Genomic DNA, 14,570 nt, shown 5'->3' with positions numbered 1-14,570 from the left:
CGGTCGCTGCGGTGGCGGACACTGCGGCAAGCGCCAGCGCCGACACGGAAAGTTTAGTGAAAGACATAAGGAACTCCTGATTGTCGTGTCAGATCGAAAAACCGACCTCGGCCGAGGGCTAACTGGCCAACATGATGCTTTTGCAAAATCTGTGTGAAGCTTTTGTGACAATCCGACCTTTTCGATCCCGAGCACTCAATGAAGGCCTACGCGGTACTTCTGACATGTTTCAGCCGAGGATAATTCGATTGTCAAAAGGCTGGACTGCGAAGGGGTGATTGACCGCATTTGTGATTTACTACGCTTGGTTGATGCAAGCTTTCAACCAGTAGCTCGCATGAGGGCGTGAGCTTCGTTTCAATGTGGCCCATTGTTTGGCGCGGCCTATTTAGCGGAAATTACGTCTTTTGCCGAACGTGGCGGTTCAGACCAGTTGGTCCGCCGCAGCTTGCGCATCGGAAACAACCGCGAGATCCAGCACCCGCTGCAAAGCAGCGCCGCGCGCGAAATCGGGCAGAACGCTTGTGCCTTCCCTGACGGCGGCAATGAACCGTTCGTAATTCGTCGGCACTTCGGGCGGGGACAGTTCTGTCCAGTCGCCCGTCAGCATCGCTTCGCCTTCGCAGATGTAAAGGACCGACTGCCCCTTCTCATACCGCAAATCCAGCCCGCCCTTGGTCCCGTAAAGCCGCAGCCGCAGGTCGTTCAGGTGACCACTGGCAAAGCGGCTGGCGTGAACGACACCAATCGCCCCATTCGTCAGCCGCAGGTGCATCGCCATGCTGTCGTTGGCATCCAGCACGTAGGGAAAGATCTCGTTCCCTTCGGCCTTGTCGAAGGTCTGAAGCCTGCAGGACACACGCTCGACCGGGGCACCGGCGGCGAAGCTGGCGAAGTCGATGATATGGACGCCGACATCCCCCAGAACCCCCATCGAGCCATGCCGCGTGGATAGACGCCAGAGCCACTGGTGTTCGGTCGCCCAATCACCCCAGGCCGGCTGGGTCAGCCAGCTTTGCAGATAAGAGGCCTCGAAATGGCGGATGTCGCCGATCCGCCCCTCGGCTGCCAATTGCGCGGCATGGATCAATGCGGGCACGTTGCGATAGGTCAGGTTAACCATATTGACGACACCTGCCTGCTGCGCGGCCTCAGCCATTTCCGTTGCATGTTCCTCGGACACGGCGAGCGGCTTTTCACACAGCACATGCTTGCCTGCCGCCAGCAGCGGCAAGGTGGTCCTGTAGTGGATCGCATCCGGCGTGACGTTCGAGACCGCGTCGAATGCGCCCCATGCAATCGCCTCTTCCACGGTCGAGAACCCGTGCGGAATGCCGAAATCGGCCTGAAACGCGGCAAGCGTGTCGGGGTTCACATCGACGCCCGCGACGACCTCTACATCCTCCATCGCCTGATAGGCTTCCACATGGGCGCGGGCCATCCCGCCGGTGCCCACGATCAGGACGCGGATCACCGATAGCCCTCCTCGCCGTCCTTGTGCAGACGGGGGCCGCGTTCTTCGATGGGTTCGAGAGCCGTTTCAACGGGCACATTCGGCGCGTCGTTCACATCAATCACACGCGGCGCGGGGTTGTAGGCCCAGCGCACCGCATTGCGCAGAACGGTCTGCACATTGGCGTCGTGGTAGGTCGGATAGGTCTCGTGTCCGGGGCGAAAGTAGAACACATTGCCCGCCCCGCGCTTGTAGGTCAGGCCCGAGCGGAACACCTCGCCCCCTTGAAACCAGCTGATGAAAACGGTTTCGAGCGGTTCGGGCACACCGAAAGGTTCGCCATACATCTCTTCGTTCTCCAGCTCGAAATGCAGCGGCAGACCCGCCGCAATCGGATGGTTGCGGGAGGTGACCCAAAGCCGTTCACGCTCGCCCGCCTCGCGCCATGTGAGGTTGCAGGGCGTGCCCATCAGGCGTTTGAAGATCTTCGCGAAATGGGCCGAGTGCAAAAGGATCAGGCCCATCCCTGCGTTGACGTGATCGGCGACACGCGCGACCACGTCATCGGAGACATCGCCATGGGCGGCGTGCCCCCACCACAGCAGCACATCGGTCTTTGCAAGGCGCGCCTCGGTCAGCCCGTGCTCGGGCTGTTGCAGGGTCGCGGTGGACGCATCGATTCCATCGGCCCGCAAGCTGGCGGCAATCGTTTCATGCATGCCATCGGGATAGATGCCCGAGACGACCCGGTTTGTCTGTTCATGGACATTCTCACCCCAGACCACTGCCCTGATCGTCATGATGATTCTCCCTTCAAAGCGCTTTGAGGGGACGTTGTGCGACGATGTTAGCGTTAGCAAGAGGGAATCTGTGGGTCACGACAGAACCGCCGCAAAGGGCGCGCGCTGCCGTTTCAGGCGGGCGACACCCGAGACATTATAGCACAGTGTCAGCCTGTGATTACACTTGCCGCAGGCTATCTGTAAATCTAAACTGACAACATGAGTGTCACTTCTGATTTACATCTCAAGACCAATCCCCGCCGCTGGCCCGCGCCGCGCGCGACGCTGACCTTGCTGAAACCGCATACATGGTTTCCGCCGATGTGGGCCTATCTCTGCGGGGTCGTCTCGGTTGGGATCAGCCCGTCCGATCATCTGTTCCTGGTCGTCTTGGGCGTCATCCTTGCCGGTCCCATCGTTTGCGGCATGTCGCAGGCGGCGAACGACTGGTGCGACCGCCATGTGGACGCGATCAACGAACCGGACCGGCCCATTCCGTCGGGTCGTATCCCCGGGCGCTGGGGGCTTTACATCGCGCTTGCCATGACCGCGCTGGGGCTTGTGATCGGTTACCAGCTTGGGCCTTGGGGCTTTGGGGCGACGATCCTTGCGGTGCTTGCCGCCTGGGCCTATTCGGCCGAGCCGTTCCGCGCCAAGAAATCGGGGCTTTGGGGACCGGGGCTTTGTGGTCTGGCCTATGAAACGCTGCCGTGGATCACGGGTGCAGCCGTGCTGTCGGCCGGTGCACCGCGCGCCGAGATCATCCTGGTCGCGATCCTTTACGGGCTGGGCGCGCACGGGATCATGACACTGAACGATTTCAAGGCCATCGAGGGCGACCGCCAGATGGGCCTGCGGTCCTTGCCTGTCGTTCTGGGGCCTGACCGCGCCGCGAAAGTCGCGTGTTGGGTCATGGCGATCCCGCAGGCGCTGGTGATCGGACTGCTGCTTTTGTGGGACAAGCCGCTGCATGCACTGGGCGTGACCGCGATGCTGGCTGTTCAACTCGCCGCGATGCGCGTGCTGCTGCGCGATCCCGAGGGCAAGACGCCGTGGTATCAGGGCATGGGCATTCTTTTCTACATCACCGGCATGATGATCGCAGCCACCGCGCTGCGCAGCGTGGGAGTCTGAGATGACACTTTCATGGTTCCAGATCGTGCGGCTGGGGTTCGTGCAGATGGCCCTTGGCGCGATTGTCGTGCTGACCACATCGACCCTGAACCGGATCATGGTGGTCGAGCTGTCCCTGCCCGCAATCCTGCCCGGTCTGCTGGTCGGCCTGCACTACGGCATCCAGCTGTCGCGCCCGCATTGGGGCTTTTATTCGGACAAGGGCGGGCACCGGACGCGCTGGATCATCGGGGGCATGGCGGCACTGGCCCTTGGGGCGTTTCTGGCCGCGGTGGCCCTTCCGGTCTTTCCGCAATCCTTCGGCGCTGGTCTGCTGTTGTCGATCCTCGCCTATGGCCTGATCGGCGTTGGCGTCGGCGCATCGGGCACATCCATGCTGGCGCTGCTTGCCACAACCACCAAACCGGAACGCCGCGCTGCAGCCGCGACGATCACCTGGCTGATGATGATCTTCGGCATCGCCATGACCGCCGGTATCGTCGGGCAATTGATCGACCCCTACACCCCCGCCAAGCTGATCCGGATCGTGGGCGCTGTCTGCTTGATCGCGACGGCGGTCACCGCCTTGGCCGTCTGGGGCATCGAGCGCGGTCTGGCCGCCACGCGCGAACCTGACCCGACCCCCTTTATGGAAGGCCTGCGCGAGGTCTGGGGCGAACGCAAGGCACGCAACTTCACCATGTTCGTCTTCCTGTCCATGACCGCCTATTTCATGCAGGAACTGATCCTCGAACCCTACGCGGGCCTTGTCTTCGGCTTCACCCCCGGACAGAGCACCTCGCTTTCGGGTGCGCAGAACGGCGGGGTTTTCCTTGGCATGCTGACCGTCGGGATCATGGCGACCGGCCTCAAGATCGGGGCGCTGCGGTCGTGGGTCATGGCGGGGTGCCTTGGCTCGGCCGCGGCCCTCTGCGGGGTAGCCATGCTGGGGCCGATGGGACCGGGGGCGCCGCTTGTGCCCGCCGTCATCAGTCTGGGCTTTTTCAACGGGATGTTCGCGGTCGCTGCCATCGGGTCGATGATGGCGCTTGCCGCCGAAGGCAGGGAACGCCGCGAAGGCACACGCATGGGCCTTTGGGGTGCTGCGCAGGCGATTGCCGCCGGTTTCGGCGGTCTGCTGGGTGCCGCTTGCGTCGATCTGTTCCGCAGCACCCTGACCGATACACAGGCTTTCGGCATCGTCTTCATCGGCGAAGCTGCCCTCTTCATCACCGCAGCCACGGTTGCGGCCAAGATCATGGACCACAGGGTCCCCACAGCCACGCTCGTCCCGGGAGAATGAAACATGCAGTATGATGTCATCGTCATCGGGGCTGGCCCCTCTGGCGCTACCGCCGCCGAAGACCTTGCCCGTGGCGGGCACAAGGTCGCCTTCATCGACCGCGAGGGCCGGATCAAGCCCTGCGGCGGCGCGATCCCGCCGCGCCTGATCGCGGACTTCTTCATTCCCGACGAACAGATCGTCGCCAAGGTCAATACCGCGCGCATGATCTCGCCCACGGGCCGACAGGTGGATATCCCGATCGAGAACGGCTTTGTCGGCATGGTCGACCGCGAGCATTTCGACGAATACCTGCGCAAGCGCGCCAAGGCCGCCGGTGCCCACCGTTACTCGGGCACCTTCGTCCGGATCGACCGCGACGGCGAGGGCACCCATGTCGTCTACCGCGACAAGATCAGCGGCAACGAGATGACGCTTTCGACGAAACTGGTGATCGGCGCGGATGGCGCACGGTCCAACGTCGCGCGGGCCGAGATCAAGGACGGCGACAAGATCCCCTATGTCATCGCCTATCACGAAATCATCGAGGCCCCCGCCGCGACTCAAAGCTACGATCCCCAACGCTGCGATGTCGTCTATGACGGTCGCATCTCGCCTGACTTCTACGGCTGGGTCTTCCCGCATGGGGCGCAGGCCAGCGTCGGCATGGGGTCGATGATCAAGTCGGTGGATGTCAAACAGGCCACCGCCGATCTGCGCGCCGCATCCGGCCTGACCGGCTGCAAGACCATCCGCAAGGAGGGCGCACCGATCCCGCTGAAGCCGCTTGACCGCTGGGACAACGGTAAGGATGTCGTTCTGGCAGGTGATGCCGCCGGCGTCGTCGCCCCCTCATCGGGCGAGGGGATCTACTACGCCATGGTCGGGGGCCGCGTCGCCGCGACCGCCGCTGCCGCGACACTGGCATCGGGTCAGGTCAAGAACCTGCAACTGGCCCGCAAGCTGTTCATGCGGGAACACAAACAGGTGTTCCGTGTTCTGGGGGCCATGCAGAACGCCTATTACCGCAGCGACGAGCGGCGCGAGCGTTTCGTCTCGCTGTGTCATGATGTCGACGTGCAAAAGTTGACGTTCGAGGCTTATATGAACAAGAAGCTGGTCAAGGCCCGTCCCTTGGCCCATCTGAAAATCGGCATCAAGAACCTTGCCCACCTGACACGGATCGTTTCTCCGCTACGCACATGACCATCATGATCCCGGCCTGGGAAAACGGCATCCTTCATCCGGTGGAAAAGCTCGACGCGCATCAGCGCGGGCTGAAACACAAAGCGGTCAGCATCTTCGTGATGAACCACGGGCGCGTGCTGATCCAGCAGCGGGCGCTGGGAAAATACCACACCCCCGGCCTTTGGGCGAATACCTGCTGCACGCATCCCGAATGGAACGAGGACGCAACCGATTGCGCCGTCCGGCGGCTGCAAGAAGAGTTGGGGATCACCGGTCTCTACCCTGCGCACCGCGAACAGATCGAATACCGCGCCGATGTGGGCAAGGGCCTGATCGAACATGAGGTGGTCGAGGTTTTCGTGGCCGATGCCCCCGACGACCTGAAGGTCAGACCCAACCCGGACGAGGTCATGGCGACCCGCTGGGTCGATTTCTATGATCTTTGCGCCGATATCGCGCGGCATCCGGGCGACTATACCCCATGGCTGCGGATCTATCTGCGCGATCACAAGGCGGCGATCTTCGGCGATCTGATGCGCGTCGGCTGACCATTCCGTTTCGCCCCGCGCGGTGCTATGCGCGAGGCCGAAGGACGGATGACGACATGGCACTTTGGGTATTCGGCTACGGTTCGCTTTTGTGGGACCCGGGGTTCACTCCGGTCCGGCAGGTCAAGGCGCGGCTGCACGACTATCACCGCAGTTTCTGCATGCTCTCGATCCATCACCGCGGGACCGTGGACGATCCGGGGCTTGTCCTTGCGCTCGACCGGCAGGCGGGCGGGCAATGCACCGGTGTCGCCTTCGAGGTGGCACCCGATCAGGAAGTCGCGGTGGTCGCCTACCTGCGCGACCGCGAGTTGATCTCTTCGGCCTATTACGAAGACACCGTCACCTTGCAGACCGACCAGGGCGAGACCATCTCTGCACTCGCCTACATCATCAACCGCGACCACGTCCAATACTGCCAGTTCGATCTGGAACGGCAGGCGCAGATGATCGCCCATGCGATCGGCGGGCGGGGGCCGAATACGGACTACCTGTTCAACACCGCCGCACATCTGGATGCGCTGGGCATCCGCGACGATGATATGGCATTGCTGGTGCAGCGCGTCCGTGCCTTGCGAGCAACATAGTTCCGCCCCGATTTTGTTAGTCTTTGCCTCTATCGCCCCATATGCTGGTATGAAATTCAGCGAGAAAACAGAGATAAGGACGCACACACGTGTCTGAAAAACGCCCGCCGAAGATACAGGCGCAGTTTTCACAACCCATACGCCAGCTTCTTTTCATGTTGACCGTCATCGGGCTTATCGCTGCCGGTTTCTATCTTGGTCAACGACAGATCGTCGCGATCTTCCAGACCAATCTCTATCTGAACGGCGTGATCTTCGGTGTCTTCATCCTTGGGGTGTTGTCCTGTTTCAATCAGGTCTTCCTTTTGATGAATTCGGTGCGCTGGATCGAAGGCTTCGCCCGCGAGGCGGGCGGTCATTCCTATAGCGCGGCCCCGTCCCTGCTGGCGCCGCTTGCCACACTTTTGCGGCAGCGCGGGGCCCGCACGCAGGTGTCGTCATCCTCGTCCCGGTCGATCCTCGACTCGGTCGCGCAGCGGATCGACGAGGACCGCGAGATCACCCGCTATATCGGGAACGTGCTGATCTTCCTTGGCCTGCTGGGCACCTTTTACGGCCTTGCGACCACCGTGCCCGCCCTTGTGGAAACCATCCGGTCGCTCAACCCCGGTGAGGGCGAATCCGGTGCCGACATCTTTGCGCGGCTCCAGTCGGGCCTTGAATCGCAGCTAGGCGGGATGGGCACCGCCTTTTCCAGCTCGCTTCTGGGTCTCGCCGGATCGCTGATCGTGGGTCTTCTGGAACTGTTTGCGGGCCACGGCCAGAACCGTTTCTACCGCGAACTTGAGGAATGGCTGTCCACCATCACCCGCATCGGCATCGACACCGAGGATGGCGCGCCCGCCGACAGGAGCGCGATGGGCGCCTTCGTCGAGCAGTTGGGCGAGTTGATGGACACCATCCACATGATGATGGGTCAGGCCGATGCCGACCGCGAAACCAACGAATCCCGCTTTCAGGCGCTGGCCACAGCCATGCAGCAGATGGCCCAGAACGAAACCGCCAGCACCAATACGGTTCTGCTTGAAAGGGTCGCACTGGGGCAAGAGGCGCTGATCAAGAAGCTGGACGAAAGCGGGATGGAGGGGATCGATGCCGAAAGCCGGATGCGGCTGCGGTCCATCGACGTGCAGCTTTTGCGCATCCTCGAAGAGATGTCCGCCGGACGGCAGGAAAGCATTGCCGACCTGCGCGGCGACCTTCTGACCCTCGCCAACGCGATCAAGAACCGGGGGTAACCCATGGCGCTCAGCCGCAGGAAATCCAACAGGGTCCAGAATGCGATCTGGCCGGGCTTCGTGGATGCGATGACCGGCCTGTTGCTGGTCCTGATGTTTGTCCTGACGATCTTCATGGTGATCCAGTTCGTGCTGCGCCAGCAGATCACCGGTCAGGAAACCGAGTTGGACCAACTCAGCCGCGACGTGGCCGCGCTGACCGCTACGCTGGGTCTGGAAAGGGACCGCAGTGCCGCGCTTTCGTCCGACCTCGACGCCGCCAGTGCCGAGGCCGAACGGCAGGCCGGCCGCATCGCCGCGCTGATCGCCGAAAGGCAGGCGCAGGATCAGGCGCTGGCGCAGGCGCAAAGCCAGATCACCCAATTCGAGGCACAGGTCGCGGGCCTTCTCGCCGACCGCGCCGAGGCACGGGGCCGGATTGCGGACCTCGAGGCAGCGCAGACCGAACTGCTGTCCGAACAAGAGGCGCTGAACCTCGCCCTTGCGCAAGCCCGCAGCGAGATCGACGCCGGCGCCGAGGCTGCCCGCCTTGCCGCCGCCCGCCGCGAAGCGCTTGAGGCACTGGTGGCCGATCTTGAAGCCGAAACTTCCGCACAGGAAGAGGCCATCAGCGACCTCGAAGCAGCAACCCTTGTCGACGCCGCCGCCGCCGAGGCCCTGCGCGAACGCCTTGCCAATGCCGACACCGAACTGACAGCAATGACGCTGAACCTCGAACGCCAGCGGCAAGAGGCCGAAAACACCCTGACCTTGCTGGCCGCCGCGCAGTCCGCGCAGGAAGAACTCGACCGGCTGCGCGCCTCGCTCGCTTCGGAAAACGACACACTCGAGGTGCAACTGGCCGAGGCCCGCGCGCGGATCGCGCAACTGGAAGCCACCCAGCAAACCACGACAAGCGAAACCGAACGGCAGGCGCAATTGCTGGAAATGGCCCGCCTTGCCCTTGCGCAGGAAGAGGCCCTGTCCGCCGAAAGCCGGCGCGAGGTGGCCCTTCTGAACGAGCAGGTCACCCAGCTACGCAACCAGGTCGGCAACCTGCAATCGCTGCTGAACCTCGCCGAAGAGGAAGACCGCGAGGCACAGGTGCAGATCGAGACGCTGGGCGCGCAACTGAACACCGCCCTTGCCCGTGCCGTTTCCGAAGAACGCCGCCGCATCGCGCTGGAAGAGGCCGAGCGTCTCCGTCTGGAAGAGGAAAACGCCCGCCTCGCCGAAGAGGCACAGGACCTTGAACGGTTCCGGTCGGATTTCTTCGGCGAATTGCGCCAGATCCTCGAAGGTCAGGAACGTATCCGGATCGAAGGTGATCGCTTCATCTTCAACTCCGAGGTTCTCTTTGCGCCGGGCAGCGCCGAACTTTCGCCTGCGGGCGAAGCCGAAATCGCGAATATCGCGAACCTGCTTTTCGACATCGCCGACCAGATCCCCGATGGCATCGACTGGCTGATCCGCGTCGATGGTCACACCGACAACATTCCCGTGGGCAGCAACAGCCGGTTCGCCGACAACTGGGAACTGTCGCAGGCCCGCGCGCTGTCAGTGGTGCGGTTCATGTCCGAAGAACTGGGTTTCGACCCCCGCCGCCTTGCCGCCAACGGGTTCGGCGAACATCAACCGCTGAACCCGCTGGACACGCCCGAAGCGCGCGCCCAGAACCGCCGGATCGAGTTGAAACTGACGGAACGCTAGGCCTCGATCTCTTTGATCATGTCGACGCGGGTGCCATGACGGCCCCCTTCGAATTCCGCATCAAGGAAGGCATCGACGATGTCCAGCGCCAGCATGTCGCCGACTACCCGCGCCCCGAGGGCCAGCATGTTCGCGTCATTATGCTGGCGGATCATGCGGGCCGAGAAGGTGTCCATGCAAACGCCGCAGCGGATGCCCTTGACCTTGTTGGCCGCCATCATGATGCCCTGCCCGGTGCCACACAGGATGATGCCCAGCGCACAGTCACCCGAGGCCACCATCCGCGCCGCAGCCTCGCCATGCTTGGGATAATGGGTGCTTTCGGTGGTCGTGGGGCCGATGTCCACAATCGCGTATCCCTTGCCCGCAACATAGGCCGCGATGGCCAGCCGCAGGTCGATTGCAGCGTGATCACTGGACAGGACGATGCGGGTGTTTGCGGTCATGGCGCGGCTCTTTCAAGGTGATGATCTTCGTGGCCTTGGACCAGCTTCGCCCTGCCCCGTCAAACGAAAAACCCGCCGCACATTGGTGCGGCGGGCCGATTGTCTTTCCAGTTGACGGTCTTAGTCGGCGGTCAGCAGCGGCGGCTTGTTGCCCCCGCCGGTGATCTTGCCGGGGCCCGGTTCCTCGAAGCGCAGTTCCAGCTCGCCCTTCTTGACGCCGACCTTGACCAGACCACCCTTGACCAGCTTGCCGAACAGCAGTTCCTCGGCCAGCGGCTTTTTGATGCTTTCCTGAATGACGCGGCCCAAGGGGCGCGCACCCATCTTTTCATCATAGCCCTTGTCGGCCAGCCATTCGGCGGCGGCGGGTGTCAGTTCGATATGCACGTTGCGGTCGATCAGTTGCGCCTCAAGCTGCAGGACGAATTTCTCGACCACCCGCATGATCACCTCTTTCGGCAGCGCGCGGAAGCTGATCACCGCATCCAGACGGTTGCGGAATTCCGGCGTGAAGGTGCGTTCGATCGCGGCGGTATCCTCGCCCTCGCGGCTGTCGCGGCCAAAGCCCAGCGCGTTTTTCTGCAACTCGGAGGCACCGGCGTTCGAGGTCATGATCAGGATGACATTGCGGAAATCCGTTGTCCGCCCGTTGTGGTCGGTCAGCTTGCCGTGGTCCATGACCTGCAACAGGATGTTGTAGACATCCGGATGGGCCTTTTCGATCTCGTCCAGCAGCAGGACGCAATGCGGGTTCTGATCCACACCATCCGTCAGCATCCCGCCCTGATCGAACCCCACATAACCCGGAGGCGCGCCGATCAGACGCGACACCGCGTGCTTTTCCATATACTCGGACATGTCAAAGCGCAGCAGATCGACACCCAGCGAATCCGCCAGTTGCTTTGCCACCTCGGTCTTGCCGACACCGGTCGGACCGGCGAACAGGTAGTTGCCGATGGGCTTTTCGGGTTCGCGCAGCCCGGCACGGGCCAGTTTGATGGCTGACGACAGTGCCTCGATCGCCTGATCCTGCCCGAAAACAACACGTTTGAGCGTCCGTTCCAGATCCTTCAGCACCTCGGCATCGTCCTTGGAGACGTTCTTGGGCGGGATGCGGGCGATCTTGGCCACGACATCCTCGATCTCTTTGGTGCCGATTGTCTTGCGGCGCTTGGATTCGGCGACCAGATGCTGGGCTGCACCCGCCTCGTCGATGACGTCGATGGCCTTGTCGGGCAGCTTGCGGTCGTTGATGTAGCGCGCCGAAAGCTCGACCGCCGTCTTGATCGCATCGGCAGTGTATTTGATGCTGTGATGCTCTTCGAAGTAGGGTTTCAGACCTTGCAGGATCTTGATGGCATCGGACACCGAAGGTTCGTTCACGTCGATCTTCTGGAACCGGCGGCTGAGCGCGCGGTCCTTTTCGAAATGCTGGCGGAATTCCTTGTAGGTGGTCGAGCCCATGCAGCGCAGCTTGCCGCCCTGCAACGCGGGCTTCAGCAGGTTCGAGGCATCCATCGCCCCGCCCGAGGTCGCACCGGCGCCGATCACCGTGTGGATTTCGTCGATGAACAGCACCGCATCGGGATGGTTTTCCATCTCGGTCATCACGGCTTTCAGCCGTTCCTCGAAATCGCCGCGATAGCGCGTGCCTGCCAGCAATGCACCCATGTCGAGCGAAAAGATCGTGGCCTTGGACAGCACATCCGGCACATCGCCGTTGACGATCTTGAAGGCCAGACCCTCGGCAATGGCGGTCTTGCCCACGCCGGGATCACCCACCAGAAGCGGGTTGTTCTTGCGGCGGCGGCAGAGCACCTGAATGCAGCGTTCCACCTCATGGGCGCGCCCGATCAGCGGGTCGACATCGCCCTTCTTGGCCTTGGCGTTCAGGTCGACGCAATATTTGGCAAGCGCGCTTTCCTTTTCTTCGCCCTCGCTGGCATTGACGGTCTCACCCTCTTCCGAGGTGGACCCGGTGACGGGGCGGCTTTCGCCATAGGCCGGATCCTTGGCCACCCCATGCGCGATGAAGTTCACCGCATCATAACGGGTCATGTCCTGTTCTTGCAGGAAATAGGCGGCGTTGCTTTCACGTTCCGCAAAGATCGCGACCAGCACGTTGGCGCCGGTCACCTCGCTGCGGCCGGACGACTGCACATGGATCGCCGCGCGTTGGATCACGCGCTGGAAGGCGGCGGTCGGCACGGCTTCGGACCCTTCCACATCGGTGATCAGGGTCGACAGATCGTCGTCGATGAAATCTTCGAGGTCCTTGCGCAATTCATCAAGGTTCACCGAACAGGCCCGCATCACGCGCGCTGCATCCGGTTCGTCGATCAGCGCAAGAAGCAGGTGTTCCAGCGTCGCCAGTTCGTGCTTGCGCGCATTGGCCAGCGCAAGCGCGCCATGGATGGATTGCTCGAGTGTGGTCGAAAATGATGGCACGTCTTGTGCTCCTTCACATCAGGGCAAGTATGCCGCGCACACTTACCGTGGCCTCTAGCCCTTAAGGTTTGGTTTTCTTCGCCAACCTTCAAGGGCTTTTTTCGGATCGGCCTTCACAATTCATGTGATGCCTCGGATTTCAGCCCGAATTGGCGCTTTCGGGCCTGTCGTCGGTTCAAAAGCGGTCTTTGCGCGCACGGACTTCGGCAAAGACGTCTACGTCCGACGCGTCGGACATGCCTATGGCCGCTTTGAGTTCGGGAAGATCGGCACGCAGGAACGGGTTTGTGCGCTTTTCTTCGGCAAGAGTCGACGGGACCGTCGGTTGACCAGCCGCACGGGCGGCGTCGACCCCTGTTGATCTTGAGATAAGGTCGGGATTGGCCGCGTCAATAGACAGGGCGAAACGCGCATTCGCAGCCGTGTATTCGTGACCGGAACAGATCAGCGTATCGTCAGGCAGCGCGCGCAGCTTTTGTAGACTGTCCCACATCATCGCGGGGCTTCCCTCGAACAGGCGGCCGCATCCCAGCGCCATCAGGCTGTCAGCGGTAAAGGCGAAACCCGCGTCAGGCATGTAAAAGGCGATATGTCCGATGGTGTGACCGGACACATCGAGGATGTGCACCTGCTGTCCGGCAACCCTGATCAGGTCACCCTCTGTCACAGCAAGGTCCAGCCTGGGCAGGCGTTCAGCATCTGCGGCGGCCCCGACGACACGGGCGGTCCCGCGCAGGTCATCGACAGCGCCGATATGGTCGTGGTGGTGATGCGTGATCAGGATATCGGTCAGGGTCCAGCCGCGCTTGTCCAGCTCGGCCTTGATCGGCGCAGCCTCGGGAGCATCCACAAGTGCCGTCTCGCCGGTTGCGGGGTCATGGACCAGGTAGGCATAATTGTCCGTGAGGCAGGGAACAGTAACCAGTTCGAGGGGCGCGGTCTTTGGCATGGCAATGCGGCCTTTCCTTGTTATGGTGAAGACGTAGCTTTGCCGAAGGGCCCGTAAACCGCAATGCATCTCGATGTGCTGGATTTGCGCAATTTCTATTACCGCAGCGCCCTTGGGCGGGCGGCGCAAAAGGTGATCCGGGACGAGCTGGTGGGCATGTGGCCGGACTGCAAGGGGCATATGGTCGTCGGCTACGGCTTTGCCGTGCCGCTGCTGCGCCCGTTCCTGAAGGACGCGCGGCGGGTGATCGGGCTGATGCCCGGACCGCAGGGGGTGATGCCATGGCCTGCGGATGGCAAGAACGTCAGCGTGCTGTGCGAAGATACGCTCTGGCCGATCGAGACCGGGCATGTCGACCGTCTGGTGATGCTGCACGGGCTGGAGACCACCGAACAACCCTCGCTATTGCTGGACGAGGCGTGGCGCGTCCTTGGCCCCGGTGGGCGGGCGGTGATCGTGGTGCCGAACCGCGCGGGCCTCTGGTCGCGGTCAGACAAGACGCCGTTCGGATACGGCCGCCCCTATTCGTTCAGCCAGCTCGAGGCGCAGTTGCGCCGCCATCAGTTCCTCACGGAACGCACCCTGTCCGCGCTCTATCAGCCGCCTTCGGGCAAGAAGCTGTGGCGCAAATCGGCGGGCTTTCTGGAAAGGGTCGGTCACAACCTGCCCATCGTCGCCGCCGGCGGCGTGCTGATCATCGAGGTCAGCAAGCAGATTGCCGCCCCCAAGCGCCCCGGCCTGACCGAAGCCGTGCGCAAACCGCTGCGCGCGCTCGAGGGCATTGCCAAGCCCGTTCCCAAACCCGAAAGCGCGCGCGTTGCAGCGGCGGATGGGACGCTGTAGTCAG

13 protein-coding genes are annotated in these 14,570 nt (G+C 62.5%); 8 read left to right on the top strand and 5 right to left on the bottom strand.

All coding sequences use genetic code 11. The annotated features are described in order from the left end of the window. Positions 1 to 424 precede the first annotated feature (424 nt). Both V7N12_RS00480 and V7N12_RS00475 read right to left on the bottom strand, forming a co-directional pair. A complete protein-coding gene (locus V7N12_RS00480) occupies positions 425 to 1,474 on the bottom strand; it encodes a Gfo/Idh/MocA family protein (RefSeq protein WP_333711891.1) in 1,050 nt (349 codons plus the stop codon). Continuing rightward, positions 1,471 to 2,253, bottom strand: a complete 783-nt coding sequence (locus tag V7N12_RS00475) for a ThuA domain-containing protein (protein ID WP_333711889.1) — start codon at positions 2,251 to 2,253, stop codon at positions 1,471 to 1,473. Before V7N12_RS00475 ends, V7N12_RS00480 begins: the two co-directional genes overlap by 4 nt. 201 nt (positions 2,254 to 2,454) lie before the next feature. Between V7N12_RS00475 and chlG the strand changes: the two genes are divergently transcribed. From chlG to V7N12_RS00440, 7 genes are all read left to right on the top strand, one after another. Next, complete coding sequence (gene chlG, locus V7N12_RS00470) at positions 2,455 to 3,369, top strand: chlorophyll synthase ChlG (RefSeq protein ID WP_333711888.1); 915 nt, start codon at positions 2,455 to 2,457, stop codon at positions 3,367 to 3,369. 1 nt (position 3,370) lies between these two features. Then, the gene (locus V7N12_RS00465; protein ID WP_333711887.1) at positions 3,371 to 4,651 is read left to right on the top strand and encodes a BCD family MFS transporter; all 1,281 of its coding nucleotides are present in this window, start codon (positions 3,371 to 3,373) and stop codon (positions 4,649 to 4,651) included. 3 nt (positions 4,652 to 4,654) lie between these two features. After that, a complete protein-coding gene (locus tag V7N12_RS00460) occupies positions 4,655 to 5,836 on the top strand; it encodes a geranylgeranyl diphosphate reductase (RefSeq protein WP_333711886.1) in 1,182 nt (393 codons plus the stop codon). Beyond that, entirely contained in the window at positions 5,833 to 6,366 is a 534-nt protein-coding gene (gene idi, locus V7N12_RS00455; protein WP_333711885.1) for an isopentenyl-diphosphate Delta-isomerase, read from the top strand. Before V7N12_RS00460 ends, idi begins: the two co-directional genes overlap by 4 nt. 56 nt (positions 6,367 to 6,422) lie before the next feature. Next, positions 6,423 to 6,953: a gamma-glutamylcyclotransferase gene (locus V7N12_RS00450; RefSeq protein WP_333711884.1), complete on the top strand. Its 531-nt coding sequence runs from the start codon at positions 6,423 to 6,425 to the stop codon at positions 6,951 to 6,953. A 155-nt stretch (positions 6,954 to 7,108) separates the two neighbouring features. Continuing rightward, complete coding sequence (locus V7N12_RS00445; RefSeq protein ID WP_333711895.1) at positions 7,109 to 8,191, top strand: biopolymer transporter ExbB; 1,083 nt, start codon at positions 7,109 to 7,111, stop codon at positions 8,189 to 8,191. Between the two features lie 3 nt (positions 8,192 to 8,194). Then, positions 8,195 to 9,880, top strand: coding sequence for a peptidoglycan -binding protein (locus tag V7N12_RS00440; RefSeq protein WP_333711883.1), 1,686 nt, complete (start codon positions 8,195 to 8,197; stop codon positions 9,878 to 9,880). Here V7N12_RS00440 and rpiB read toward each other — a convergent pair. From rpiB to gloB, 3 genes are all read right to left on the bottom strand, one after another. Further along, complete coding sequence (gene rpiB / locus V7N12_RS00435) at positions 9,877 to 10,326, bottom strand: ribose 5-phosphate isomerase B (RefSeq protein ID WP_333711882.1); 450 nt, start codon at positions 10,324 to 10,326, stop codon at positions 9,877 to 9,879. The two genes, V7N12_RS00440 and rpiB, sit on opposite strands and share 4 nt — an antisense overlap. 120 nt (positions 10,327 to 10,446) lie before the next feature. After that, complete coding sequence (clpA, locus tag V7N12_RS00430; protein ID WP_333711881.1) at positions 10,447 to 12,774, bottom strand: ATP-dependent Clp protease ATP-binding subunit ClpA; 2,328 nt, start codon at positions 12,772 to 12,774, stop codon at positions 10,447 to 10,449. A gap of 175 nt (positions 12,775 to 12,949) precedes the next feature. Then, the gene (gene gloB, locus V7N12_RS00425) at positions 12,950 to 13,723 is read right to left on the bottom strand and encodes a hydroxyacylglutathione hydrolase (protein WP_333711880.1); all 774 of its coding nucleotides are present in this window, start codon (positions 13,721 to 13,723) and stop codon (positions 12,950 to 12,952) included. Between the two features lie 63 nt (positions 13,724 to 13,786). Here gloB and V7N12_RS00420 point away from each other — a divergent pair, with 63 nt between their 5' ends. Then, positions 13,787 to 14,566, top strand: coding sequence for a class I SAM-dependent methyltransferase (locus tag V7N12_RS00420; protein WP_333711879.1), 780 nt, complete (start codon positions 13,787 to 13,789; stop codon positions 14,564 to 14,566). Positions 14,567 to 14,570: the final 4 nt, after the last annotated feature.

The sequence above is a fragment of the Yoonia sp. genome (assembly GCF_036770585.1).
In the GTDB taxonomy this organism is placed as follows: domain Bacteria; phylum Pseudomonadota; class Alphaproteobacteria; order Rhodobacterales; family Rhodobacteraceae; genus Yoonia.
This window is presented reverse-complemented; position numbering and strand designations above follow the sequence as displayed.

What these genes read in the sequence shown, in the direction of transcription:
- V7N12_RS00475 (WP_333711889.1), bottom strand. Translation starts at nt 2,253, where the DNA reads ATGACGATCAGGGCAGTGGTCTGGGGTGAGAATGTCCATGAACAGACA.
- idi (WP_333711885.1), top strand. Translation starts at nt 5,833, where the DNA reads ATGACCATCATGATCCCGGCCTGGGAAAACGGCATCCTTCATCCGGTG.
- chlG (WP_333711888.1), top strand. Translation starts at nt 2,455, where the DNA reads ATGAGTGTCACTTCTGATTTACATCTCAAGACCAATCCCCGCCGCTGG.
- V7N12_RS00445 (WP_333711895.1), top strand. Translation starts at nt 7,109, where the DNA reads ATGTTGACCGTCATCGGGCTTATCGCTGCCGGTTTCTATCTTGGTCAA.
- V7N12_RS00420 (WP_333711879.1), top strand. Translation starts at nt 13,787, where the DNA reads ATGCATCTCGATGTGCTGGATTTGCGCAATTTCTATTACCGCAGCGCC.
- V7N12_RS00465 (WP_333711887.1), top strand. Translation starts at nt 3,371, where the DNA reads ATGACACTTTCATGGTTCCAGATCGTGCGGCTGGGGTTCGTGCAGATG.
- rpiB (WP_333711882.1), bottom strand. Translation starts at nt 10,326, where the DNA reads ATGACCGCAAACACCCGCATCGTCCTGTCCAGTGATCACGCTGCAATC.
- V7N12_RS00440 (WP_333711883.1), top strand. Translation starts at nt 8,195, where the DNA reads ATGGCGCTCAGCCGCAGGAAATCCAACAGGGTCCAGAATGCGATCTGG.
- V7N12_RS00450 (WP_333711884.1), top strand. Translation starts at nt 6,423, where the DNA reads ATGGCACTTTGGGTATTCGGCTACGGTTCGCTTTTGTGGGACCCGGGG.
- gloB (WP_333711880.1), bottom strand. Translation starts at nt 13,723, where the DNA reads ATGCCAAAGACCGCGCCCCTCGAACTGGTTACTGTTCCCTGCCTCACG.
- V7N12_RS00460 (WP_333711886.1), top strand. Translation starts at nt 4,655, where the DNA reads ATGCAGTATGATGTCATCGTCATCGGGGCTGGCCCCTCTGGCGCTACC.